Annotated in this window: 25 protein-coding genes; 15 read left to right on the top strand and 10 right to left on the bottom strand. The window is 52.6% G+C overall.

The genetic code is table 11. The features are described 5' to 3' along the window. Nucleotides 1–46 precede the first annotated feature (46 nt). The 4 genes from speA to speB all read left to right on the top strand — a co-directional run bounded on the left by speA (nt 47) and on the right by speB (nt 5,255). A complete protein-coding gene (gene speA, locus ACR3FB_RS02885) occupies nt 47–1,936 on the top strand; it encodes a biosynthetic arginine decarboxylase (RefSeq protein ID WP_480563929.1) in 1,890 nt (629 codons plus the stop codon). Between the two features lie 14 nt (nt 1,937–1,950). After that, nucleotides 1,951–3,162 (top strand): saccharopine dehydrogenase family protein, encoded by a 1,212-nt coding sequence (locus ACR3FB_RS02880; RefSeq protein ID WP_480563927.1) that lies wholly within the window; start codon nt 1,951–1,953, stop codon nt 3,160–3,162. 84 nt (nt 3,163–3,246) lie between these two features. Beyond that, the gene (nspC, locus tag ACR3FB_RS02875; RefSeq protein WP_480563925.1) at nt 3,247–4,416 is read left to right on the top strand and encodes a carboxynorspermidine decarboxylase; all 1,170 of its coding nucleotides are present in this window, start codon (nt 3,247–3,249) and stop codon (nt 4,414–4,416) included. Next, a complete protein-coding gene (speB, locus tag ACR3FB_RS02870) occupies nt 4,413–5,255 on the top strand; it encodes an agmatinase (protein ID WP_480563923.1) in 843 nt (280 codons plus the stop codon). The genes nspC and speB overlap by 4 nt, the downstream gene beginning before the upstream one ends. On the opposite strand, the gene ACR3FB_RS02865 is transcribed toward speB, so the two are convergent. Further along, nucleotides 5,252–5,842: an HD domain-containing protein gene (locus tag ACR3FB_RS02865; RefSeq protein ID WP_480563921.1), complete on the bottom strand. Its 591-nt coding sequence runs from the start codon at nt 5,840–5,842 to the stop codon at nt 5,252–5,254. The two genes, speB and ACR3FB_RS02865, sit on opposite strands and share 4 nt — an antisense overlap. Before the next feature lie 98 nt (nt 5,843–5,940). Here ACR3FB_RS02865 and ACR3FB_RS02860 point away from each other — a divergent pair, with 98 nt between their 5' ends. Further along, entirely contained in the window at nt 5,941–6,774 is an 834-nt protein-coding gene (locus ACR3FB_RS02860) for a LysR family transcriptional regulator (RefSeq protein WP_480563919.1), read from the top strand. Here the strand turns inward: ACR3FB_RS02860 and lptF are convergent. The 3 genes from lptF to ACR3FB_RS02845 form a co-directional block, all read right to left on the bottom strand. Beyond that, on the bottom strand, nt 6,771–7,895 hold the full coding sequence (gene lptF, locus ACR3FB_RS02855; RefSeq protein ID WP_480563917.1) for an LPS export ABC transporter permease LptF: 1,125 nt from the start codon (nt 7,893–7,895) through the stop codon (nt 6,771–6,773). The genes ACR3FB_RS02860 and lptF overlap by 4 nt on opposite strands. A 99-nt stretch (nt 7,896–7,994) precedes the next feature. Further along, nucleotides 7,995–8,840 carry an FkbM family methyltransferase gene (locus tag ACR3FB_RS02850; protein WP_419740891.1) on the bottom strand — a complete coding sequence of 282 codons (846 nt, stop codon included), beginning with the start codon at nt 8,838–8,840 and terminating at the stop codon, nt 7,995–7,997. Between the two features lie 136 nt (nt 8,841–8,976). Further along, nucleotides 8,977–9,189, bottom strand: coding sequence for a hypothetical protein (locus ACR3FB_RS02845; RefSeq protein WP_480563915.1), 213 nt, complete (start codon nt 9,187–9,189; stop codon nt 8,977–8,979). A 394-nt stretch (nt 9,190–9,583) separates the two neighbouring features. Between ACR3FB_RS02845 and ACR3FB_RS02840 the strand changes: the two genes are divergently transcribed. Both ACR3FB_RS02840 and ACR3FB_RS02835 read left to right on the top strand, forming a co-directional pair. Continuing rightward, nucleotides 9,584–9,835, top strand: coding sequence for a hypothetical protein (locus ACR3FB_RS02840; protein ID WP_480563913.1), 252 nt, complete (start codon nt 9,584–9,586; stop codon nt 9,833–9,835). Further along, nucleotides 9,822–10,412, top strand: coding sequence for a hypothetical protein (locus ACR3FB_RS02835; RefSeq protein ID WP_480563911.1), 591 nt, complete (start codon nt 9,822–9,824; stop codon nt 10,410–10,412). Before ACR3FB_RS02840 ends, ACR3FB_RS02835 begins: the two co-directional genes overlap by 14 nt. Nucleotides 10,413–11,090: 678 nt before the next feature. Here the strand turns inward: ACR3FB_RS02835 and ACR3FB_RS02830 are convergent. From ACR3FB_RS02830 to ACR3FB_RS02820, 3 genes are all read right to left on the bottom strand, one after another. Continuing rightward, nucleotides 11,091–11,285 carry a hypothetical protein gene (locus ACR3FB_RS02830; RefSeq protein WP_480563909.1) on the bottom strand — a complete coding sequence of 65 codons (195 nt, stop codon included), beginning with the start codon at nt 11,283–11,285 and terminating at the stop codon, nt 11,091–11,093. Nucleotides 11,286–11,373: 88 nt separating this feature from the next. Next, the gene (locus tag ACR3FB_RS02825) at nt 11,374–11,832 is read right to left on the bottom strand and encodes a hypothetical protein (protein ID WP_480563907.1); all 459 of its coding nucleotides are present in this window, start codon (nt 11,830–11,832) and stop codon (nt 11,374–11,376) included. 310 nt (nt 11,833–12,142) lie between these two features. After that, a complete protein-coding gene (locus ACR3FB_RS02820) occupies nt 12,143–13,174 on the bottom strand; it encodes a hypothetical protein (RefSeq protein WP_480563905.1) in 1,032 nt (343 codons plus the stop codon). Between the two features lie 371 nt (nt 13,175–13,545). Between ACR3FB_RS02820 and ACR3FB_RS02815 the strand changes: the two genes are divergently transcribed. The 6 genes from ACR3FB_RS02815 to ACR3FB_RS02790 all read left to right on the top strand — a co-directional run bounded on the left by ACR3FB_RS02815 (nt 13,546) and on the right by ACR3FB_RS02790 (nt 18,258). After that, nucleotides 13,546–13,782: a hypothetical protein gene (locus ACR3FB_RS02815; protein WP_480563904.1), complete on the top strand. Its 237-nt coding sequence runs from the start codon at nt 13,546–13,548 to the stop codon at nt 13,780–13,782. Between the two features lie 396 nt (nt 13,783–14,178). Beyond that, nucleotides 14,179–14,817, top strand: coding sequence for a hypothetical protein (locus ACR3FB_RS02810; protein ID WP_480563902.1), 639 nt, complete (start codon nt 14,179–14,181; stop codon nt 14,815–14,817). Nucleotides 14,818–15,097: 280 nt separating this feature from the next. After that, on the top strand, nt 15,098–15,514 hold the full coding sequence (locus ACR3FB_RS02805) for a hypothetical protein (RefSeq protein ID WP_480563900.1): 417 nt from the start codon (nt 15,098–15,100) through the stop codon (nt 15,512–15,514). Between the two features lie 237 nt (nt 15,515–15,751). Beyond that, nucleotides 15,752–16,186 carry a hypothetical protein gene (locus tag ACR3FB_RS02800; protein WP_480563898.1) on the top strand — a complete coding sequence of 145 codons (435 nt, stop codon included), beginning with the start codon at nt 15,752–15,754 and terminating at the stop codon, nt 16,184–16,186. Nucleotides 16,187–16,267: 81 nt separating this feature from the next. Continuing rightward, nucleotides 16,268–17,272 (top strand): HNH endonuclease signature motif containing protein, encoded by a 1,005-nt coding sequence (locus tag ACR3FB_RS02795; protein ID WP_480563896.1) that lies wholly within the window; start codon nt 16,268–16,270, stop codon nt 17,270–17,272. Between the two features lie 131 nt (nt 17,273–17,403). After that, nucleotides 17,404–18,258: a YDG/SRA domain-containing protein gene (locus ACR3FB_RS02790; protein ID WP_480563894.1), complete on the top strand. Its 855-nt coding sequence runs from the start codon at nt 17,404–17,406 to the stop codon at nt 18,256–18,258. 269 nt (nt 18,259–18,527) lie between these two features. Here the strand turns inward: ACR3FB_RS02790 and ACR3FB_RS02785 are convergent, their stop codons facing one another. Beyond that, on the bottom strand, nt 18,528–18,992 hold the full coding sequence (locus tag ACR3FB_RS02785) for a hypothetical protein (protein WP_480563893.1): 465 nt from the start codon (nt 18,990–18,992) through the stop codon (nt 18,528–18,530). Nucleotides 18,993–19,019: 27 nt separating this feature from the next. Between ACR3FB_RS02785 and ACR3FB_RS02780 the strand changes: the two genes are divergently transcribed. Next, complete coding sequence (locus ACR3FB_RS02780) at nt 19,020–19,316, top strand: hypothetical protein (protein ID WP_480563891.1); 297 nt, start codon at nt 19,020–19,022, stop codon at nt 19,314–19,316. Nucleotides 19,317–19,381: 65 nt separating this feature from the next. Here ACR3FB_RS02780 and ACR3FB_RS02775 read toward each other — a convergent pair whose 3' ends face one another. Continuing rightward, a complete protein-coding gene (locus ACR3FB_RS02775) occupies nt 19,382–21,076 on the bottom strand; it encodes a hypothetical protein (protein ID WP_170528276.1) in 1,695 nt (564 codons plus the stop codon). A gap of 406 nt (nt 21,077–21,482) precedes the next feature. Further along, a complete protein-coding gene (locus tag ACR3FB_RS02770) occupies nt 21,483–23,396 on the bottom strand; it encodes a CARDB domain-containing protein (protein WP_170528273.1) in 1,914 nt (637 codons plus the stop codon). Nucleotides 23,397–23,829: 433 nt separating this feature from the next. Between ACR3FB_RS02770 and ACR3FB_RS02765 the strand changes: the two genes are divergently transcribed. Then, the gene (locus ACR3FB_RS02765; RefSeq protein ID WP_480563890.1) at nt 23,830–24,039 is read left to right on the top strand and encodes a hypothetical protein; all 210 of its coding nucleotides are present in this window, start codon (nt 23,830–23,832) and stop codon (nt 24,037–24,039) included. Nucleotides 24,040–24,108 lie beyond the last annotated feature (69 nt).

The following is a 24,108-nucleotide window of genomic DNA, read 5'->3' as shown; positions in this document are numbered from 1 at the left end:
ATTGGCGGGCGCGAAACCGGCACCTCTGAGTTAAGGACTGACTTGATTGAAACACACGCCCGACGCACCGCATACCATCTACGGGGTTGAGAAATGGGGCAAAGGCCTCATCGAGGTGACGGAGCAGGGCGAGATCGGTCTGCGCAATCCGATGTCTCCGGACACGGCGGCGATCAGTCTGCCCGGTATCCTCAGCGATCTGGATGACCGTGGGATCAAGGCGCCGATGCTGCTGCGCGTCAGTTCGTATCTAGAACACGAGATCGCGCATCTGAACGAGAGCTTTGCCGACGCCATCGCGCGGGTGGGCTACAAAGGCCCCTATCGTGGCGTGTTTCCGATCAAGGTGAACCAGCAGGCGCAGGTAGTCGATCGCATCGTCGAGTTCGGCAAAAAGTACAACTATGGCCTCGAGGCCGGATCAAAGCCCGAACTGGTCGTGGCTCTTGCGCATCGGCTGGCCCCCGAGGCACTGATCGTCTGCAACGGCGTCAAGGATGCGGAGTTCATCCAGCTGGCGATCCTCTCCCGCAAGATCGGGTTCAATACGGTCATCGTGCTGGAAAGCCCGAAAGAGGCGGATACGGTGATTGAGGTCTACAGGGAACTCGGTATCGAACCTCTGATCGGCGTGCGCGTCAAACTGACCAACCAGATCAGCGGCAAGTGGGAGGAAAGCTCGGGCGATCGCTCGGCCTTTGGCATGAACACCGACCAGTTGGTCGCCACGGTGGACAAGCTGCGCGACGCGGGTCTGCTGCATTGCCTGAAACTGCAGCACTCGCATCTGGGGTCTCAGGTACAGGACGTCAACGACGTGCGCCGCGCTGTCGGCGAGGCGTGCCGCTATTACACCGAACTCACGCGCGAAGGCGTCCCGCTGACCCATCTGGACCTCGGCGGCGGTATGGGCGTGGATTATACCGGCGAAAAGAAGGCAGCCGAAAATTCGATCAACTACACGGTCGAGGAATATTGCAGTAACGTGGTTGAAACTGTCGCCTATGCGATGGACGAGGCCGAGATTGCGCACCCAACATTGGTCACCGAAAGCGGCCGCGCCGTAGTGGCGACCTCATCCATGCTGGTGTTCAACGTGCTGGAAACCACGCTCTACGATGCACCCACTGCACCGGATGTGGAGCCGGATGACAACCATCTGGTCTCGGACCTCGCTGCGGTACACGGATACCTCAGCAGCGACCGCCTGCAGGAATGCTGGAACGACGCGACTTTCTATCGCAATGAGCTGCGCGCCCTGTTCCGACGTGGATACGTGGACCTGCGCCAGATGGCCCGGGCTGAGCGTATCTATCTGTCGCTGATGGCCCGCCTCAAAGCTTTGGCAGCCAGTGATGATCTGGAAACGGATGTGGATGACCAGCTTGAGAAAGTGGCCGATATCTACCACTGCAACTTCTCGCTGTTTCAATCCCTGCCCGATGTGTGGGCCATTGACCAGTTGCACCCAATCGTCCCGCTGCAAGGTCTGAATGCGACGCCCGACCGCCGCGCCGTGCTGTCAGACATCACCTGCGACAGCGACGGCAAGATCGACCAGTTCATTCTGGCCGACGGTGTCTCACCCAGTCTGCCGGTGCATTCGCTGCCGGATGAGGTCGAGTACTTCATGGGCGTCTTCTTTGTCGGCGCCTATCAGGAAACGTTGGGCGATCTGCACAACCTTTTCGGAGACACCAACGTCGTCACCATCGACCTGCGCGAAGACGGCGGATTTGATCTACTGCACGAACAAGAGGGCGACACGATCAGCCAGGTGCTGTCGTACGTTGAATTCGACCCCCAAGACTGTGTCGCCGCCTTCCGCAAAATGGTGGACGAGGCGATCTCGACCGGTACTCTGCAAGCCAAGGACCGCAAAACCCTGATGGGCGCCTATCGCGACTCGATCAACGGCTACACCTATTACGAATAAGAAGGAGACAGACCATGGGCAAAACACTGGTTGTCGGCGCGGGCGGCGTATCCCACGCAGCTGTGCATAAGATGGCGATGAACTCGGATATCTTCACCGAGATCACTCTGGCCAGCCGCACGAAATCGAAATGCGACGCTATCGCGGCAGCCGTTAAAGATCGCGTCGGTGTAGACATCAAGACCGCTGAACTGGACGCCTACAAGGTCGAAGACACGGTCAAGCTGATCAAGGAGACCGGGGCCGAGATTCTCGTCAACCTTGCCCTGCCCTATCAGGATCTGGTGCTGATGGATGCCTGCCTTGAGGCCGGGATCCACTACCTCGACACCGCGAATTACGAGCCCGAGGATGAGGCCAAGTTCGAATACCATTGGCAGTGGGCTTATCAGGAACGCTTCAAAGCGGCCGGCCTGACCGCCATCCTCGGCTCGGGTTTCGATCCGGGTGTGACGTCCGTCTTCGCGAAATGGCTCAAAAAGCACAAGCTCGACACCATTCGCCAGATCGACGTGCTGGACGCCAATGGTGGTAGCAACGATCAGGAATTCGCCACCAACTTCAACCCCGAGATCAACCTGCGCGAAGTGCTGGCCGAAGTGCGCCACTGGGAAGGCGGCGAGTGGAAACACTCCCCCGCCATGACCCACAAGGTCGAGTTCGACTTCCCCGCCATCGGCCCCAAAACCATGTACCTGATGTATCACGAGGAACTGGAATCGCTCTCGACCCATTTCCCCGAGATCAAGCGCGCCCGCTTCTGGATGACCTTCGGCGACGCCTACATCACCCACGCCAAAGTGCTGGAGAACGTCGGCATGACCCGCATCGATCCGGTGATGCATGACGGCAAGGAAATCATCCCGATCCAGTTCCTGAAAACCCTACTACCCGACCCAGGCGATCTGGGTGCGGAAACCAAGGGCAAAGCATGCATTGGCGACATCGCCACCGGTCAGGCCAAGGACGGCTCGGGCGAGAAGACCTTCTACATCTACAACATCTGCGACCATGAAGAATGCTACGCCGAGGTCGGCTCCCAGGCCGTCAGCTACACCACTGGCGTCCCCGCCATGATCGGCGCGGCACAGGTGCTGAAAGGCAACTGGCGCGAGCCTGGCGTCTGGAACATGGAACAACTTGACCCAGATGACTTCATGGACATGCTGAACAATCATGGCTTGCCCTGGCAAGTCCACGAACTTGACGGCCCCGTCGAGTTCTAGATCCAGAACTTCATCTGGCCAAAAACATCCCGGGGGGTCCGGGGGGCTGGCCCCCCGGCCTCACCACAATCGGAGACGCCGGACATGTCCGACATGATGACGACCCAAGCCGGTGACGCCGGCGCCTTCCGCAAATTCGACTTCAGCCGCGTCCCCAGCCCCTGCTTCGTGGTCGACGAAAAAGCTGTCGAGCGGAACCTGACAATTTTGTCAGATATCGGCACCCGGTCCGGCGCAAATGTCCTGAGCGCGCTCAAGGCGTTTTCCATGTTCTCACTGGCCCCGCTGGTGCGCCAACACCTCGGAGGCACCTGCGCCTCTGGCATCTATGAAGCACGTCTGGGCCGCGAGGAATATGGCGGCGAGGTCGCAACCTTCTGCGCCGGGTACAAGGATACGGATATCGATGAAATCCTGTCGCTGTCCGACCACATCATCTTCAACTCGCCCGCTCAAAAAGACCGATTTCTCGCCAAAGCCCAAGCGGCCAATGTTCAGATTGGCCTGCGCATTAACCCCGAACATTCCGAAGGCGAGATTCCCAAATACGACCCCTGCGCGCCCTGTTCACGCCTCGGGACACCCGTCAGCCAATTGAACGAAGACACTCTGTTCGGAGTAGACGGCCTGCACATGCACACGCTCTGCGAACAGGGATTCGAACCCCTGCAACGCACATGGGCTGCCGTCGAGCCGAAACTCAAACCTTTCCTCGGTCAGCTCAAATGGCTGAACTTCGGTGGCGGTCACCACATCACCCGCGATGACTACGACCGTGACGGGCTGGTGGAATTCATCAAATCCTCCCGCGCGAAATACAATGTCGACGTCTACCTCGAACCCGGCGAGGCCGTCGCGTTGGACGCGGGTATTCTGGTCGGAGAGATCCTTGACCTGCCCACCAATGGCATGACACTCGCCATCACCGATATCTCGGCCACCTGCCACATGCCCGACGTGATCGAGGCCCCCTATCGCCCCGCCCTGCTGGACGAGGCCGAGGCGGGCCATACCTACCGTCTGGGCGGGCCTTCATGCCTGGCAGGTGACGTGATTGGCGACTATACGTGGGACAAGCCGCTGGAGATCGGGCAACGCTTTGCCTTCCTCGATCAGGCGCATTACTCGATGGTCAAAACCAACACGTTCAACGGTGTTCCCCTTCCGACCATCGCCCTGTGGAACAGCGAAACGGACGAGCTGAAGATCATCAAACAGTTCGGCTATGACGACTTTAAGGACCGCCTCTCATGAGCATTTTCCTCGACAGTGAACTGACCGCCGCTGAGCGCTCGGAAGACGCGCGCTTTCGCGTGATCCCGGTGCCGCTGGAACGTACGGTTTCTTATGGTTCCGGCACCGCCAAAGGCCCCGAGGCGATCATCGAGGCCAGCAATGAGCTGGAACGCATCACCGGCCATGCAGAACCCTGCGTCGAGGGTATATTTACCGAAACCCCGCTGGATTGCGACGGCCCCTTGCCCGAGGTGATGGAACGCCTCGCCCAACGGACCGAAGCCGCCATTCGCGCGGGCAAGGTGCCCGTGACCCTGGGCGGAGAGCATTCCCTCAGCTACGGCGCCGTGATGGGTGTGACACGAGCGTTGAACCAGCACGTTGGGATCGTGCAGATCGACGCCCATGCCGATTTGCGCAACGCGTATCAGGGCGAGAAACACTCCCACGCCTCGGTCATGCACCTGCTGGCCGAAGAGGGCATGCGTCTGGCCCAGTTCGGCGTGCGTGCATTTTCAACCGAAGAGGCCAAAAGCCGTCTGAAAAACCATGTCTTCCACGTCGACGCCGAGGAACTGGTCACTGGCAACATCCACGCTGTCGATCTGCCCGAGGACTTCCCGGAGCTGGTTTATGTCAGCTTTGACGTGGATGGTCTCGACCCGTCCCAAATGCCCGCCACTGGAACGCCTGTACCGGGCGGTTTGGGTTACTATCAGGCGCTGCGGCTGGTCGAACACGCCCTCAAAGGCCGCAAATGCGTGGGCTTTGACGTTGTCGAGCTAGCCCCCGACGGCAATGCCGCCTGGGACTTCACTGCAGCTCAGATCGTCTATCGCCTGATGGCGGTCTGTTAACCCTCCGAGGTTTCGTTCAGCTCCATGTGCCCTTCGCCCTTGTTCAACACACGGCGCAGCATAGGCTCGAAGAACTCCAGCGGTTTGGTTGGGTAGTTCGGGTCAAACGCCTTCTGATCGTATTCATGGCAGAAATAGCGGCAGTCCTCCCAATAGGGGCTGTCCCGATACTTGTCGCGCGCGTTGCGGTCTCCGCCAAGATGGTGGTTGTAGTAATAGCCCTGAAACACACAGTGATGCTTGAGAATCCAATGGGTTTTTTCGCTGACATAGGGCTTCATCATCGCCGCTGACAGCTCACCATGGTTGTAAGGCGACAAGATATCGCCTGTGTCATGGATCAGCGCGGCGACCACAAGTTCTTCATCCGCTCCATCCTCATAGGCCCGCGTCGCGGCCTGTAGAGAGTGTTGGTACCGGTTCACCGGATATGGCGTCCATTCCTCATCCAACGAACGAAGCGCGTCCAGAATCCGGTCTGGCAGGGCGGCGTTGTAGGCCTCTTCATAGTCCATAACGGCGTCCCAGTCGGCTTTTGTGGCCTCTTCAAAACTGGTCCAGGTCGGCTTGTGGCTTTTGTCCAGCATAGCATTTCCTTTGTCCTAATCGGGGACAGGATATCTGGACTTGTGTGCTGAAAAAAATGAATTGATTTTATCAAAGCGATCAAAAAAATACTGCCGTTATGCAGATCAAAGCTTTTGAAACGTTTCTATGCGTGGCCGAGACCGGAGGGTTTCACGCAGCAGCGCGCAAGCTGAATGTGACCCAAACGGCTGTCAGCGCGCGCATAAGGCAGATCGAGGACGCCACAGGAAAGCCCCTTTTCACCCGCGGGGCCGGAGGCACGGCACTAACGGATTTTGGACGCCAGTTTCGTCCTTACGCCGAGCAGATGCTCTCTCTCTGGTCCTATGCTTCGACTGATTTGCCCACGCAAAACCAGAATCGCCCGGCACTGAGGCTGGGGGCGCAGCTCAGCGTTTGGGATCCCTTGCTGGTCGATCTCGCCATACGTTTCGAACAGCATCTTGGCCAATTGCTGCTGACACTGAACTACGATCATGATCTAGATATGGTGGACGCGGTCGCAACACATGTGCTGGACGCCGCGCTGACCCACGAAAAGCCCTCAGACAGGCGGGTGATGTTTGAAACCCTGCCACCAGAGCGATTGGTTCTGGTCGAAACCGCGGAGGCTTTGGTCGACAACCCGGTATTCATCAATCTCGAACTTGGCACCGCCTACCAGGACCATGTACGGACCACGGCCCGCAATGCAGAGGGGCAGACGGTCTTTCTGGGCAATTGCATGATGGCCTTGCGCTATGTCCTCAAACGAGGGGGGCGTGGGTTTTTTCCCGCCTATTTGGCCGCCGAGCATATTCGCTCTGGCGCACTGGTGCGGGTTGAACAGAGCCCGGACCTGATGTTGCCGCTATACCTCGCAACCCGCCCCGACAGCCCCGCGTTCGAGGATATTCTAGACTGCTTGCAAGTTCTGCGAGACCCTGCCTAGACAGCGACCTCAGCCCTGGAACGGCGCCAGATTGGGCGTCCCGCAACCGCCAAGAACAGGCACGAGATCAGGATACCAATGACCGCCGGTGCATAGAGAACGATCCAAAGACCCGGCTCATCTATCACGACCGGAGAAACAAACCCCCGAACTCCTTCCAGCAGAACCAGAATGGTAAACGCCCCCAGAATCTGCGGCCACAACCCGAACCGCGAGAAGCTTCCCAGCATCAGGGTGGCATATCCGACCAGCCCAACCGCCACGCAAATCGCGATCCACGAGAACCGCTGGTGCAACTCATCCGTCAGTTCACCCGGGCTGAACCCTTCGGCGCTGGCGATCGCCTCGCGGTCCCGGATCAGTTCCATTGTGGGGATCGCTTCAAGACTGCGGGTGTTCATGCCGCCGGTACTGGTCAACGCCGAGATATCGTAAGAGGCGTCCTGAAACAGGGTCGATGACAGGGTGCGCCCGTCCTTGTCCAAACGCAGCGCCACCCCATCCAGCATGACAAGGTTGATGCCGGCCGCATTGTTCACCAGATACGCTGTTGAACTTGAATAGCTGACAGAATTCGCTGGGTCTCGCCGGTCTGAGACAAAGACCTCGTGCAAAGTCCCGTCCAGATCAATCCGACCGATATAGACCGTGACACCGTCGGCCGGGTGCAGAAACTCACCCTCATTCAGCAATTGGGCGGTCACGTCACCTGCAACTTCGGCCTGCCGGATCTCGAGCTGCTCGACCGAGGCAGGGCGCAGGAAAACGCTGATCGCCGCCATCATCATCCCTGTAACAAGACCGAACAGCACCACAGCCCGGGCCAGCCGCCATGGGCTAGAGCCGGTCGCCAGCATAACTGTCATCTCACTTTCCCGGCTGAGGCGGTTCGTGGCGTAAACGGCCGCAGCGAACACAGCCATCGGCATCACTGTCCGGATCAGGGTCGGCAGCGTCAGAGCGGTGAATTCGAGGAACACAATCGCCGACTGGCCGCCACTGATCACCCGATCAAACAGGCTGACAGACCGCGTGATCCAGAAAACACCGACCAGAACCAGAGTGAAAAAGCCGAACAGCACCAGCAACTGCCGCAGGAAGTAACCATCGAAACGCGACATGTACCCTCATTCCCGGTGTCTGCGATTTGCGGGGACTTTAGGCTATCCCGCAAGCAGAGGAAAGACGGTCACCGCCCTGCTTTGAGATCGGGTGGGGTTTCAGATGACCAGAAGATCGACCTGATGTTTGATCTGCGCGAACGCTTCACGTGACACAGGATGAAAGCCCCCAGCATGACGATAAACGCTCTGGTAGTTGTCAAATAGCAGGTCACACAGCTCTTGCTGGGTGCTGTGCTGTCCGTCCGGGGTGAATTCCAAAAATATCGGTGGCCTGTACTCTGCGATGAGTTGCTTCATCCCCTTCAGGGCGGATAGCTCATGGCCCTCAACATCCATCCAGACCAGCCCAATTTGATCAGCCTGAAGGGTGCCTGACTGCACCAGGTCGTCAATCCGAACGATCTCGACTGAAAAACTCTCTCGGGTCTTGCCGCTTTTTCGCCTGGCGCCCAGACGCGAGCCGCCCCGGTTGAACAGATTACGGGTAAATTCAGCCGTTCCATTCGTGTCCGAAGCTGCGACACCCAAGATCGTCACTTTTTCTGTCAGCCCGTTCAACGCAAGATTGTGACGCAACAGGTTCATGTTGTCCGGGTCCGGCTCGATCGACACGACGGCGTCACACTGCAGGTCTAGGAAGAAATAGACGGTTTGGGTGCCAATATTGGCTCCAACTTCCAGAACAGACATTCCGGGTTTAAAGGCATTGTTTTGTTCAAGAAACGCCCGCAGATTTGTGACTGAGCCGCGGGCGAATTCACCGTTCTGGCAAAGGGAACGTCCGATTGCATCCGTTGGGAAGAAGGCAAAAGCATGATCGCGGAAGTCCCTAAACAACAAAATATCCTGATCAAGCAGCTGATTCATGACCGCGCGCCGGGTTTTGCCGTTGCCAAGAACACGTGAGGCAATCTTTTCGGCAATCAGGTTTCGCAATCCCATTCAACACCCTTGAATGCAAATCAAATATTGCCTTTAGTGCATATCTCTGCGTTCGCCGTTCAGCAACACAGGCATCGATTTGATACGAAACATGGTGCATTTGCGCCCTATCGGGCTAGGCAGGTTTTCGGCAGGCTTACATTCGCCAAGTGTCAGAGCCCTCATCGCCTGCTTGCGGCTGTTCCATTTCCAGCAATGTCGTTTGAAACAGGCTCCGGAACTCGGCCTCTTTCACCGTGGATTCGCTTGTTTCTTCATCTGCAGCACAGGTCTCTTCGGACCGAGGCTGCGTCAGTTGTGCCGCTGGCCAGCGGGAGTCACGAAAGATCGACCAAAAACTCTGTATCAAATTCCTTTCCTCCCAATGAACTGCGCAAACCTTGTCACTGCGGGGCCGATCCGAACCTCAGTGGTTGGCCAAAGCTCAAGGATCACAGTCCGTGAGTGGCACCCCGCAGCGACGAGGTGCATTTAGGGATTTCATTTTGAGACGTAAGGGGGAAGAAAACCCCTGTTTTCGTCACTTTTGTGCATGCAAAGTAAAAAATTGAGCCGCATCTTACGTTTACGTCAACTACGCCGAAGCGGAAGAAATTTCGGGACGCTACGTCAAATCTCTACCCACTGCGCAATATGGCCGCCGCTCAAACTGCCCCTGAGGAACCTCGAAGGGAAATTCGCACGGCGAAAATAGGATTCGACGCAGCCGCAAAAGCGAATATTCAAGTTTTGGGAAGTTTTGAATGGCAGGGGCAGCAGGGTTCGAACCCGCGACCTACGGTTTTGGAGACGGCAGGGGCACTTTTGTGCCCTTGTTTTTATTGACTTTTTCTATTGCAGGGACGGCACAAACGGCGCAAACAACGGCTTACATCGTATACTTGCGTTACATAATGGTGTTACACGGCAGACCTGTGTTAGTGATGCGCGGCGTTGGTTTTGATATCAGCCTAAGCTATTTCTCTAAAAGCCTGAATTTCGATGACCGAAACTAATAGACCGTTCTGGCGTCCGTCCGTAATAATCGCAATTCTACTGTCTTGGCTTGGATTGGCGGGGCTGGCCGACGCCTTTGTAGAGTGGAAGTCGTGGTTTGAGTTCGGGGTCATGAACCACTGGCGGGCGCTGCAAGCTTGGGTACTTCAATGGGTTGAGTTTAGCGTGCCGTTTTGGGTGTTGGACTACTTGATGCTTGGCGCGATCTACAATCGATCACTTTTGTCAGCAGTTTCCAGAAATTTCGCGAGGGAACATCAAGGACCACCCACTGCGCCCAAAACACTACGAGGTAAAGTCTTCGTACCGGTATTGATAGGGCTTTCATTACTATTCGGATTAGTTTTGTGGCCGATGTCCCTTGTCACCCATTGTTGCATGGCATTGTGGCCTAAAAGCTTTGAAATAGTTTTTAGCGTGTATAGCAATTCTTCCGCGACCCAGCGCAGCATAGACGGGCTCTTGGCCAAGGACGCTTTGCGCAACTTTTTTATTTCAATCGTCACCTTCATCCCTGTGCTGTTTGTCCTGACTAATGAAATCGGTCCAGCACTAAGCTTACAATTGACGAAGTGATCTCGACGCAGGCTTGCGGCCATCAGGCACAGACCAGGCCTTCCTGTTCGCCCTACCTACAAACGATACCTTGTTTGGGGCGGCCCGCGCTACCAATTCTCCATCCCCTGTCCAGCAGGTGGCGCGGGTCCATTGATCTAAAAAACAGTTTGGAGCGTACTTGTAGCACCCCAAACTGAAGCTCCGCGCATGCCACCCCATCCCTCGGCAGCGCGGGCTTTTCTTACCGGCAAGAGACAATATTGAACAATGACGTCCATACATACGACCTGACCTTGTCTTTGTTTTGTTCGATCTGGTCGATTGAATAACCAAGGCTGATTACGGGGCTACCGGTATCAAAGTTGATTGCTCGAAGCTGTATACGGTTATTTGGTGCTTCCGCTGGAACCCCAACACAATCCATAGCAAACCATGGATTTGGGGAATGGGGGCAAGATAGCGTTTCTGTGTGGTCCCCTCGCTCAAGTACTGCAGTTTTTCCGGTGTAGACAACCGTTGCCTGAACGTCTTTGAGGTTGGAATTTGGTGGCCTAGTCATTTCCAACTCACAAACGATTGTCTCGGCGAGTGCAGACGTCGCTGCAAAAAAAGACAGCAAAATGAGTGGTATCAAATGCAAATCCAGTCCTCCGACTTTGTCCAATATTCATCAGTTAGATGGTGACCAGACATGGTTCAACGATGCCGAATCTGGCTTTTGAGTTCAGGTTCGGTTGGCAGGGCGTGTTCAGGCGGCTCCACGCCGTGCTTGTTCAGCCATTCGAAAATCACGCCCCAGTCGTCTTGAAGCGATGGCGCGTCGCGGTATTCGCGCAGGCCTTCCAGCTTGCATTTGAGATCAAAAGGGATAGTTCGGGGCCACTTTTTCATGACCGGATGTTCTACAAGTGTTCTCACTTTGGTCAAGGGCTAGACCTTGCAAGGATCAATGGTCACAACCCCATCGCCCATTTTCGGCTCAGGCATCCTCCATCATCTGATCCGCCAAAAACTTAATTTGGTCTAGAACGATGGTGTTAGCGTTTGGATGACCACTAAAAATGTAAGAACTACGGCCCAATAAACCCCTCACACTGCCTTGTCCAAAGCTTAGTTCAGATGGTGCAAATAACTCAATTGCAACGACCCCATAGCAGCCGCCATTCGCACGCTCGCTGGTGACGCTTATTTCGAACTTAATGTGATAAAAGTGGGTATCTTTGACGACGTACCCTAGTTCCGACAGCTTATCCTCAGCGTACGTTCTTGCTTCCCCAATATTCGTCCAGCAGCCGCCTGTCGCACCGTCAGTAAGGCGCACTTCCACTGACCCTAGATTGTCTGTTCGTACAACTTCACTCACCCACGCCGTGGCGGGCGCGGGTAAAGTTGGGGCCGCCAGTGCAGCGGCCAGCACTACGGGAGTGAATTTCTTCATACTCTGTCCTTTCTGGTCACCTAACTCTCACTTAGGAAACCGCGCCGAAAATTCCTTTTCGAAACCAGACAATTTCTAACGAAATAGGTGAGTTAATGGCAAGAAATCACAAATTAGCCGTTTATGTCAGAGACAGAGCTAGCGCGTCGTGTATTGCCTAGCCCATCAAAAATGCCCTGATGGATGTGAACACCGTCCAAGATTGATCGAACCCTTCAATCGACCATTCCCATGAAATGAACGTTGATGCGAAAGCGTTGACCACCAAAGGTTCAGGTAAATGGTGGTCAGGATATCCTGCTACATTCGATCACGCAATTTTCGAAAGAATAGCTAGAATTTCTTTGTTTGCATCGATCAGGTCTCTTGTGTTTCGCATCGATTTTGGTGCATTGGCAGAAGTTACTTTGACCGCATCAGTCATTTTTTTGTGTTCTACAGCTATGGCTTTCCATGATTGCTTTAAAGGAGCTGTGTCCGTCAAACTGTCCACCAATGCTTCTATTTTCGAGGAATTCTGATAGAGTTTTTTGGCGACTAACTTAGCAGCGTCAGGGTCCGTTTTTTCTAGTTTGGGCAACCCGTTTCTTAACAATTTGCTGGCAGAAGCGATTGCAATTATCTTGCGCTCGGTCGACTTGCGATGTTTGTCCAACGAGTTGATACGCGCTGCTACTGTCTGCAATGACTTAGACAGGGTTTGAAAATCCTTTGCGATGGCCAGTTGATCGGTCTGCAATTCATTCAGTGACCCCGTAAGTTCTTCGACGGCTTTAAGTGTGGCATTGGTACCCTTCAAGAGTGCCGAAGCTACACCAGCCGCGTTGCCGGTGGCGGCTGAAACGGCGGCGGATGCAATGGTCAGCGTTGGCACAATAGTGACGCGCCCGATGGCCTTAAAACGTTGTTTGGAAAGTCCTTGGAGTTCCTTTTCGTCAGCAGACTTAACTAGGGACTGAACGGCTTCATCGAATATTCGTGGCGCTAATTTGTTAGACCATCTGTCCCAAAGCACCCTGATTTCCTTTTCTTCAGCGTTGAGAAACTTAGAGCTTCTTGCCGCCTCGGCTTTTTTGGGATCACTGTTTTCAAGTATCTTTCCAATGGCGTTGACCCTGCCGTTGATGTCTTTGATGAAAGAGCCAGACTTTTGTTTTGCTAGGGCGTTGAACGATTTTTCGAGTTTCGGAACAAAGGACTTCGCAGTGGAGGCAGATAGTTTGGTCGGCAACTTTACCTCACCATCACAACCCATTTCTGTTGAGTTAATTAGGCGGTGGCCCTCGGGGTTGTTTTTCATGTTGTACTTAAGCGTATTGCCTTCGAGCTTGACGTTGAACATTTTGAACTCCCCAGTACAAAGTCTTTGCATAAATGCTTGTGTGTGCACACACCCATCGTGGTATGTTAATGGGTCTTGATTAATTTGGGTTATCTTAGCAAAAGAAGCTTAGGTGCAAATAGCACAGGCTACTCGACTTTCCGACTTCTCGCCTGCTTAGTGTTTGCTTTCAAATTGCTCTGAAGAACTGACCTCACCGCAACTAGTACGGCTATTCAAAGTCACTATGGCTACAGCGAATATCGAAGATTATCATAGGAGGCGAACTCTGGTATGGGGCATCAGGTTCGGGTTTAGGTCATGCCTTGTGGCATGTACGCTTTCATTGCAACCCTAGGCTAAAACTTGACCCGGAGAATATGATGCTCAGAATGATGGTTCTTCTTGCGCTGTTTTTGATCGCTGCCTGTGACAGCAGAACTGAACGACTGACGCGGGAATACCAGATCGGTGAAGAGTTGATGATCGACTGTCAAGAAAATGGACAGCGCTGTCCTGAGTATCTCGATTTCAAAAAGCGCTTTGAAGCAAGTGTTAACAACGTCACTACTTTTGAGCGCAGTCTTGCGACCCACAAGGCGCGGATAGCGCGGGGCGCTCCGGTCTAACTCCCGGTGATTGTGACGGGGCATCAGTTTCGGGTTTGAGGCTTACCTTGAAGCAGGTGCGCTTTCATGACAACTCCACCCTTGGGTAACGCTGGGGAAATCACTTTAGATGACTTGAGAATAGTCAAAAGCGGGAAATATTCGGAAGCTCTAGGTCACCTTGAAAAAGAGTGTCAAGAGCTGGAGGACGTTGAGGCGGCCATTAGGCTGTTGCGCAATGGGCATATGCGCGCCACTATTTTTGATCTCTGGCACTCAGATTTTTTTCGCCAAAATATTTTGGCACTTACTCGTACTGAGAAACCACGGTCAAACATCGAGCCTTTTCTAATAGACTGCAGAATTTTTTTTTGCGTAAAGTGTGGATGTTACTAGGATATTTCTTGGGGAATTATGATGAGGCTTTTTTTAGGAACCGCTTTAGTCTTGAGTGTTTTTCAAGCGTCTGAATTGCACGCTCAAAAGCTAAATGCGGATGCGTTTGATGGTGTGATCAATCCTATGACTGACGACGGGCTTTCTGGCGTTGAAGGTGATACTCTGATGACTGACTGGGTGGCGGACAGTTTAGGCACCGTTACTGCATTCACATACGACAATAAGTCTTGGCAAAAGGCGGCTGGTGGATTGACACCCAAAGTTCTCACCGACGAAATGGTGTCGCAGGGCTGGACCAACGAGGATGTGGCTCAGACGTTGCCAGAAACGCCAGACGTCTCGTGGTCCGTGTACAGATCAATGGCAGGACCCGGTAAGGTGGATTTCATGGCTGTTCCGGATGTCGCTGGGGTTCCCGGGTATGTTTTTCAATCAGGTGGAAACATCGAACCCGTTCCAGCAGCATTTTCCTTAGGGTCGAAGGTCTCGGACATTCAAGAGAAACTAATGGAAGCGATGATGATGGCCTTGAAAGGCGCTTGTGATTTACCAGTACGACCAAATGAAATTAAGGCCTCGGCAAGTGCAGCCGGTATCGTTGCAGTCGAAGCGACTTGGAACACCACAGACGTATGTGATCGACTGCCAAGTCCATAACGCCCCTTCAGTGGCCGCTGGGTTGTTGCGAAAGGCACGGACACGTTCGACCTTACGGAGGTAGTCTAGGGTGGCCGCTCGGGTGTCGGGCTTAACACCTCTGGGCACCACCTCAGGAACCCATTAGGTCACCTTAATACAATACGTTTTTGTATCACGTTGGGTAATGCTATCGGGCCTGCCACCATCTTCCGTGAAGTGACGCCATTCGGTGTCGCGCAGGGGGCAGTGTAGATCAGAGCTTCTCGATATTGACGCCGGGGGCGTCGGACGCGGTCTCTTGGACATTATTCGGACCGCCGATCCCCTGACGGCTGGGGCGGTTGGTTTATCGATGCATGGCGGATCGAATAGTTTCATCGACCCTGAGTATGGGATTGTGCGCGCGGCAACGTTGAGCGTGGTGAGTTTCTTGGATGGTGCCTTTTCTGGCGGGAGGCTGATCTATTCGCCGGATATGCCGGGTTTGGAGTTGCTAACGGCGGAGATACAGGGGCTGGGGGCCAACCAGACGCAGGCCGGGAACATCATGATAGACGCCGGTTCTGGCATGAATGACGAAGTGGTCTTGTCGCTGGCTCAGGGTTGGTATGCCGTGGCATCGCCGGAGACGGGAGACCCGATCTGGAGCGAGCGGAGCGTGACGTATCTCGAGCGGTTGAGCGAGGCGGCGGTGCTGGCTGAGGATGGGCAATAGGCGACGTCGGGTTCAGTCGCAGAGAAGGACTAGAAAAAAACCAGAGCTACCGATCAATTCGATGGTTCGATGAGCGGCGGCGAAGCGCCGTCAATCGGCTTGATCACCAATGCGATTTGTTTTGGGAAACTAGTTGACAGGTTCCGAAATCGGAACCATAACTATCTTGTTCCGAAAACGGAACCAAATCATTAACTGGCAGACGGCAACGGGCCGCGCCACTCAGGAGAGAAAACGATGAATGGGCAACACCGCCATGACGCGGCTTACGCGACAATGTGTTCTTACCTTGGCTTAACAGCGAGAGACGTAGCCGAAATCGGAGGGTTCTCTGATCGGTTCGCGCGGGACATTCTCGCGGGTCGGAAATCCTTCCCGCAGGACACCAAGGTCTCACTGTTCCAGTTGTTCAATGACTACAGGAACATCTTGGAAGCGATGAAGCGAGAAGCTCGTGCTGGCATAGGAGTTTTCTACATCTATCGTACCAACGAACAGCTTCGCGCCTCACCCGTCGGAGCAGTTTGGCCAAAGGTTGGGAAATCCCAAGGTGGATTTGTTGGCCCTTACCGAAGCGCAGCTTGGGAGGTCTACCAATGGGCTTCGGACGTAACCAAAGGACCGGCGACCCCGGTTAACTTGGTCTTCGCGGACACCCCCAACGTAACCTAAACGGCCAACCGAAAAACAGCACTGGCAAAGCACAAGCGAAGTTTGTGCGAGGCTTCCGGCTGTCCAAACTAATGGTGAAAAATGTCAGACCTTTTCGTCAACACTTTCAATGAGACCCGAACCTGCAACTTCAAAGGAGACGAGTACGATGTTCGAGATAACGGTGCGATACTCCGAAAGAAACGGCCGGGCGGACGGCACCGCAAACTCGACAACTTCTGGACCTTTGGAACCAAGGACGCCAACTCAGGCTACGCAAATTTCGGAAGCCACAAAGTCCATCGGATCGTCGCCACGGCATTTCATGGGGAACCGCCAACCAGCCAGCACATTGTCGATCATATCGACACAAACCGAATGAACAATCGCCCAGAAAACCTGCGCTGGATCACGAAACTTGAGAACATCTTGCTAAACCCGATCACGCTGAAGCGGGTTCTTGAGGCATACGGCTCCGTCGAAGAATTCTTTGTCGATCCCAAGAAGCCGAAACATAAGCCGCTTCCGAACCAATACGACTGGATGCGTACGGTATCGGTATCAGAGGCCGCAGAAAGCAAGCGGAAACTTGAGAACTGGGCAGCAGGTTCAACGTCTACTTCGGGAACAGGTCTGGGTGAGTGGTTGTTTGAACACCGCACTCAGTTAGCACCGCCCAAGTTGCCCGAGATTACTCCGTCTCTGACAGAAGGTGCCGCACAAATGAACTGGCGGACACCGTCCGAGTTTCCTTGCTGCCCTGTCCCAGGTAAAGATCACACACTCACGGATTACTTTCGGGCGCTTTCTTTTGGGGCAGTTTTTGCTTCGAACGAACACGGAAAGTCTTTCTATGTTGATGGATGCACAGACCGACGCAGCGACTGCCTTGTTGTGGTTTGCCGGATTGAGAATAATCCAATCAACGATTGGGGTATTACTTGCGTCTATCTTCACGAAGGCACATTCATCCACGAGAACAAAGCCACCTTTTTCACGTTGGTTGAAGCTATGGAAATCTATGCTGCGGGAACCGGGGAGGGGTTCCATCCCGAGAACTATGAGCCAGAACTTGGGCCGTCGATACGCTCCCCGCGGAAAGTCTAAAGAAGGGTTTTAGTACCGGCTGCAAAGTCCGCATATCAACCATTCATCAGATCGGATCACCGCATGGGTTGCACAACTATCTGATGAGCTTAAGAGATGGCTTTCTCAGGTACACAGCTAGGAGATGAGGCATGGCGATCGGTGAACTGATTGGGACAACTGTCGGCACCCATTACGATAACCGTCGGCAACTATATGACGCTGGTGTGCACCGTACGCTTCAGTCCGGCATTGTTGGACAGGCTGCGGTCGGGGCTGAAAGCATCGTTCTTTCCGGCGGTTATGTGGACGACGCTGACCACGGGTCTACGGTCATTTACACCGGAGACGGTGGACGTGACCCAAACACTGGACGCCAGGTGGCCGATCAAGAGTTTGTCCGGAAGAACCAAGCGCTAGTAACAAGCTGCCTTCAGGGACTACCGGTCAGGGTCATCAGAGGCTCAGGGCACAAGAGTGAACACTCACCCGCCGTGGGTTACCGCTATGATGGATTATATAAAGTTGACAGTTATTGGAGGTCCGAAGGCAAGGATGGGTTCCTTGTTTGCAGGTTCCGCTTACTGTCGCTCGAGCACCATGCCGATGCAACCAGAGGCGAAGCAGACGAGCAAAAGACAAAAAACAAGCCGACCCGCAGAATAGAGACAACAATACAGAGGATCGTCAGGGACACAGCGCTTGGACGCGAAGTGAAGGAGCTACACGATTTTAGGTGCCAGGTTTGTGGAGTGCGTTTGAATTGTGCTGGAGGCCCATACGCTGAGGCAGCACACATCCGCCCGTTGGGTGAACCTCACAACGGGCCTGACGAGCTATCGAACCTTCTATGCCTCTGTCCCAACCACCACGTTCTGCTGGATCGCGGAGCACTGCTGATCGATGACAACTTGCGTGTGGATGAGACCGGGGACCCATTGCGCCTTGTTCGGCGGCACACGCCGTCGCTTGACCACTTGAGATACCAACGATCGATCTGGAGATAGCCGTCTGTTCTGCTGGAGTATAGCGAGTTTAGATCTTTCACATTTTTGGCAGGTCCAAAACTGCAAATTTCGGACGTTCAACTTCCAGTGCCGGAAGGCTGGTATGTGCGGAAAAAGCACCATTTCGCCACAATTGCGCGAAAGCCCACTCTAGCGATAGAACAGTCAAAACTGTTCGTTTTTGTTCTACTGCCAGAGCGAGCTGAGCTCTCAGTAAAGCTGTGAGCCGGAACACCCCGCAATCTCAACAAACCTTCAGAAGAAATGAACTACGGACAAATGCCCATTTTCTTACAAATGGCAGCGACTAGGGCTTTGATATCACTAAGAACTGCACCTGCTAACCCACCTACGAAACCTAGAGCTATAGCTGGGGTCACTCCCATAAAGGCAGCTAGTCCGGCAATAGCAGGAGAAGAAGCGGTAAGAACAGCTACTCCAGCCGCACCCAGGCCAACAATCACCATACCAACGGACCAAGCCGACACTTTGCAGGCCGCACATTTAGCGCCTGCAGTCGACATGAAACCAGCGACTGGTTGATTTTGTCGAAATTCATTAAAAACGTCTGGCACAGTGTCCCAAAAGAAATTCGAGAACTCTTCGTCATGAGACTTCGAAACACAAAACCCGCATTCCCGCAATGTGGCGGCTGGCCTTTCCATCAGACGCATTTCGAACTCACTATCCTCGGCTGCGATGGTAAAGATTCTTTCAATAAAAACAGTAGACAAGTGAAGCTCCTATTGTTGCAAAGTACCATGACAACACTGCTGCATGGGAGTTATTACATCCATTTTATTCAGGCGGAAGGATCGGTGGGACGAAACCGGTCGTTTTTGACACTTGCGGCCTGGACACCGAATCCCTTGAAAATCAAAATGCCACAAACCCATAGCATAACCATCTTTGATTTTATTTCTTTTTTAGCCGCGCTTGGAATAGCGGACACTGGTGCAAACCGCAGCATCGGTCAACTCGGGCGCGCAGACGTCCTTCTCCGCAGATTGCAGTTACTGGTTACAAGAGCACTAAACAGACCTTTATTTGTGACTTGAGTATCGCGCGTTTGGCAAGTTGGAAAACGCAGATATGTCACGTGGGCCTTTACCTGAAACAGCACCTAAATCTGTGCAATTCTAAATCGTAGTTCCTGCAGCTTTTCATTGTTAAGTTTCATAAGTGGAATATGTAGCTTTCGATCAAACAAGGACACAATGCCCTGCTCCCAACCAATGAAGTGGTGGCTCACCAAATCGTCGATGGCGTTCGAAAGGAATTTAACAGGATCACCTAAGAAATCTGCCGAAGTCGCGCCTGTTTCATGAAGAGTATAACCTAATAGGCCAACGTTCATTACCGCTACGTCTTTGACTGCTTGCCACGCTTTGTCGGTTCCTAGCCCTGAACGAGTGATAATACCATGTGCAACTTCGAAGTTTTCGTCGACCTGACCGACCGTGTCCCTAAAAAACACTTCTTGGTTGGCTCTGGAAAGGTTCCCAAAAGATTCTATCTGACATAATGCCTCAATTGTTCTCGATTGAACATTTCTAGTCATTCTGGCCCCCTCCGGGGGAATTGCAGCTTTTGCTTGAAGTACAAGGAAGAATTTGCTTTGACTGTCATACAGAACTGCGTCCACTTCACCATCTTTGCCTTCAAACGACCATTTGAGATTCTTCTTTATCGACAATTCTGGATTTCTCTCACATAGGGCAGAGAGTTCATTTAATAGCTCTGTCTCTAAATGGTGAGCCACTGATTTGCTAAAAAGATCAGGATCGGCCTTGTTGAGCGCATATAGCATATTCCTCAGGCTAGGCATCATTCGAAGCAAAAGAGGTGAAGTAAGTAAAAAGTTACCTAACTGGAAAATTGGTTGAAGGTAGCCATTTCCGGAGCACTTAGATAAACTTTCCTTCTCACAGGCCACCAAAAAATTCAAAACTTCATCTGCGTCGGCACTGATTAGACCCGTTAGCTCGCATACAAATGAAAGAAGCCAATCTCTCCGAAATGTTGGTGCAATACAGTCAATTACCTTCCACTGCCAAACATCTTTATTTTCCTCAAGTTCGGATGACATTTCGTAATAGCTTGACAATCCCAATAACAAGTCAGCAAGAGACCAGAGTGCAGCCCGCGTCTTCGTAAAAGACTCTCGATCAAAACCGAAAGATGCAACGAAAGCCTCATCTGGGATGTAAGTTGGTTCGCAGAAGGAAGAACAGTGCATGTCATAATTTACGGATGCTCCCTCAACGTAAGTAGCGACATCCTTGTGAGGATATTGAATGGAAATTCTACTGAATAATTCCACGGGGATTGGCTGAGGTTTTTGAGTATCAAACCCGAGGCAAAGTTCAGTTAAGATAACATCCTTAACTTCGCTGCTGGCAAAACTATCTGACTGATGTTCAAATTCAAAAATCTCGCCCGTTGGTTTTACGTCATAGTACTTTTGCCGAAATTCAGGCATGAGCTCACAAAAATGAGCGTACATTAGCGCCTCTTGAATTTCTTGGCCGTCGCTTTTTTTGAATTTCTCCATGGCTTCTCGACCACTTTTCAGAAGGTCTCTCGGGCAACGATCAAGGTACGGTGTTAGGTAAGACAAACGCGCAATAATTCTTTCAGCTTTGTATTGATCTCTTTCAATGTTCCTTCCGAACCGACCACCAAAAATCAAGCTGTCTGCCATCATCAGATATCCGGTCAAAACACTGCGTAAGGGCTTTTCCCAAAGCTCTAAGCGCGCCATAGACCTGTCACATGCCTTCTCAAAGGTCTCAATCTCACTGGCGTGCACATTCACAGTTTGTACTCCTTACTGCCTCTACTCGCTTATGGTGAGAGCCTAGCATTGACACAATGATTGATTTGCTAGTGAGCTAGGACCCAGCATGACTAGGCAAACTAGAGCAACGCCAGCACGGAGGACATGCTGAGGTGTTTATCAGCGTCCTGAATTGCGAGGCCCCACCCAGCGGCAGTGAAGACGAAGAAATTGTAACCGCTCACGTCACGTGGGGACCTGGTAAGGTTGGTTGTTTCGAACGTAAGGAAGGTGAAAGCACAGATGCGTTCGCAAAGAGGACGGACCAATTTGGTCAGTTGTCGTGGCCCAACGCGAAGCAGAAATATGAACTGAGGGCATAAAGCAGTACGCTAACTGCAAAAAGGTAACCCGGGAATTCAGCAAGTTCCGGCTTCCAAGATTGTTAAACAAACATGAAGAAGTCGGCCTCGCTCAACGAAGTAACCTCCACGCCAATTAGGACTGCAAGCACTTCTCCGTCGGAGGATAACGTTGTGCCGTCTTCAAACTGTTCAATAACAAGATCATCGTATGAAAATCCCTCCAATGCAATCAGATCCTCGCCAATGCTAAAATCATTCACCGTATCAGTGCCTTCACCGAGAGCAAAAACAAAGACGTCTTCCCCTCGACCACCAAACAACTCATCGAGCCCGGTCCCGCCGTTCAGCAAATCGTTTCCACGACCGCCCCTTAACTCGTCGTTGCCTTGACCACCGAATAGAGCATCACTGCCGCGCCCGCCGAATAATTCGTCATCTCCGACCTCACCTTCTAGGGTATCACTACCGCGCCCACCCTTCAGAGCATCTGACCCTTCTCCGCCTAGAATTTTGTCTTTTCCGCGACCACCGAAGATTTTATCATCACCTGCACCGCCCTCAATGCAATCCCGTCCGCGACCACCAAACAAGGTGTCGTCACCAAGACCTCCTACCAAGTCGTCAGATCCGCGCCCACCTTTGATGATTAGGCCAGGATATTTAAATGTAATTTGAGTTCCGTGCTCTAACATTTGCACTTCAAACAACGCGCCTTCAAAATCGCCTTCCAGTCTAACAGTACTGTCGACCATTCCGTCCAAATCGAAATCGACATCTAGAATAGCCGAACCAAGTGTAACGGAGAGTGACTCTGAACCGAACGATACACTTTCAAAAATCAAACTGTCTTCTATTGAGAAGCCAGTTACCGTATTGCCGTCATGCTCTTCAATTGATCCGATTACCATCTCTTGAGCTTCGCCTGCCCGAGAAAAGACTATTTCCCTGGCTTCGATGCCAGCGTCAAATGAGCCGTCGACGGATGTGTAAACTACTGGTGTCTCGCCTACGTATGTAAGAACAGTTTCTCCTTCAAAAACACCAGTTCCAACAGGTTCCGGGTATTCGACGAAAACGTCAGATTCAGTTCCGTTGTTAACCGCATATGTCGCCGTGCTTCCATAGTTCAGTGAACCACCGATTTGAATATGAAGATGTGATCCGTCACCGTTTGATGACGAACTTAATCCTGAAGCGCCGATCCGTCCTACAATTTCGCCCACACCAAGCGTCGCGCTCAATCCGCCCTCGCGCTGGTTTATGAATTCAGTGACTGAACCTTGAGCCAAATGCATATAAGTCACAAAATACTGTGACGGAGTGCCTTCATCGACAACAAGTGTTACATAATTTCCTGTTCCGGAGATATCGTCGCCGTCACGGCCGAGCGTAGGAAAATCATCTCGGTAGTGTACTATTCTGCTATTTGCTATCGCCAAAGTAAGATCACCAACAGCGAGGTCAAAATCGTAACCTTGGGCAAAAAACCCGTTGTGTGTGAAGTCAGTATTTGGTGGTTGAGTTAAAAGAACTTCAGCGCCGACACTATTAAATGGCAACGGAAGGTCTATGGTGCGGCCAATTGGCTCCTCATCAATTGGTTCTCCCTCAAATACAACTGGCGGCCAAGAACTTATTCCGTCGTCTTGATAGAATATGTTATTTTCTTCATCATCTTCAATAACTTGATTATGAACATCGACTACCAAAATCAAATTGTACTCACCAGCCTCAATATTGAGAGGAACTGGATTTTGAGAAAGAACAAACTCGGACATTGCACCTGCAGTTAGGCCATCTAGTGTTAAGCTAGATATAAGATAGTCGTCCTCTCCGACTACGTTGTCCGAAGAAAGGTAGAGTTCGGAAGTGAAAGTCGCCGTAACGTCCGTCGCCGAGCTATTAAAGACTGAAAATCCTGTATAAGGAATCTCGCCGCGTACAAAGTCATCGACATTCCAAGCGACTGATCCGGGTTCCAAATCAAGTGGCATCAATAATAACCCCTTAAAAACAATTTTTTTACCGACATCATCTACCGCGACCTGCCGCTAACGTCGGCAGAATCGCATTGTGGCAAAATTATGTCCACGATTTATTTTGAAACTCACAGTTCGCGACAAAGAAACAAACCGTTTCGATTTGTTTGTAAACATTAAAGGAATCCTCCAATTTTGGAGAAAACGCTCAAACGCTAGGTTGTATCCAACGGAACAATACTACCACACAGTATACCCCCTCAAGCGAGAGGGGCTGGCCAAGACCCCCTAATCCAGCCCCTCACCACCTTCACTCTCAATCATTTGTGAGACGGTGGGTTCTTCCCCTTCTCCCGGACCGGAAGGCCTGCACAGTATAGCCAAAAAACCCGTCTTATTCAGCCCGCTATTATCGAGGGGCGGGCGACAGGCCAATGCGCCTCATGCGATGAAAATACGGCTCGGTTACGCACGAGACACAATCCTGTGGGACGACCGCCGTTACGAGATCGTACCAGTACTAATTGATCGCTTCGGCCTAACCAAGAAAATGGCTGAAGAGGTTGTGACCGCAGCTCAGCAGGGATACCTGAAGCAGTTTGAAGCTGCGAACCCGTCGGCATGGCGGCGGTTAGGCCTAACCAGCCAGCTTAACTGATCCGAAATTGATGGATCTCGAGTTTCAATGAGAAACAATTGCTTGACAAAAAACAAACCGAAGCTGGCG

The sequence above is a fragment of the Ruegeria sp. AO1 genome (assembly GCF_056535985.1).
Note: the sequence above shows the minus strand (reverse complement) of the source record. Positions and strands in the feature narration are given on the sequence as shown.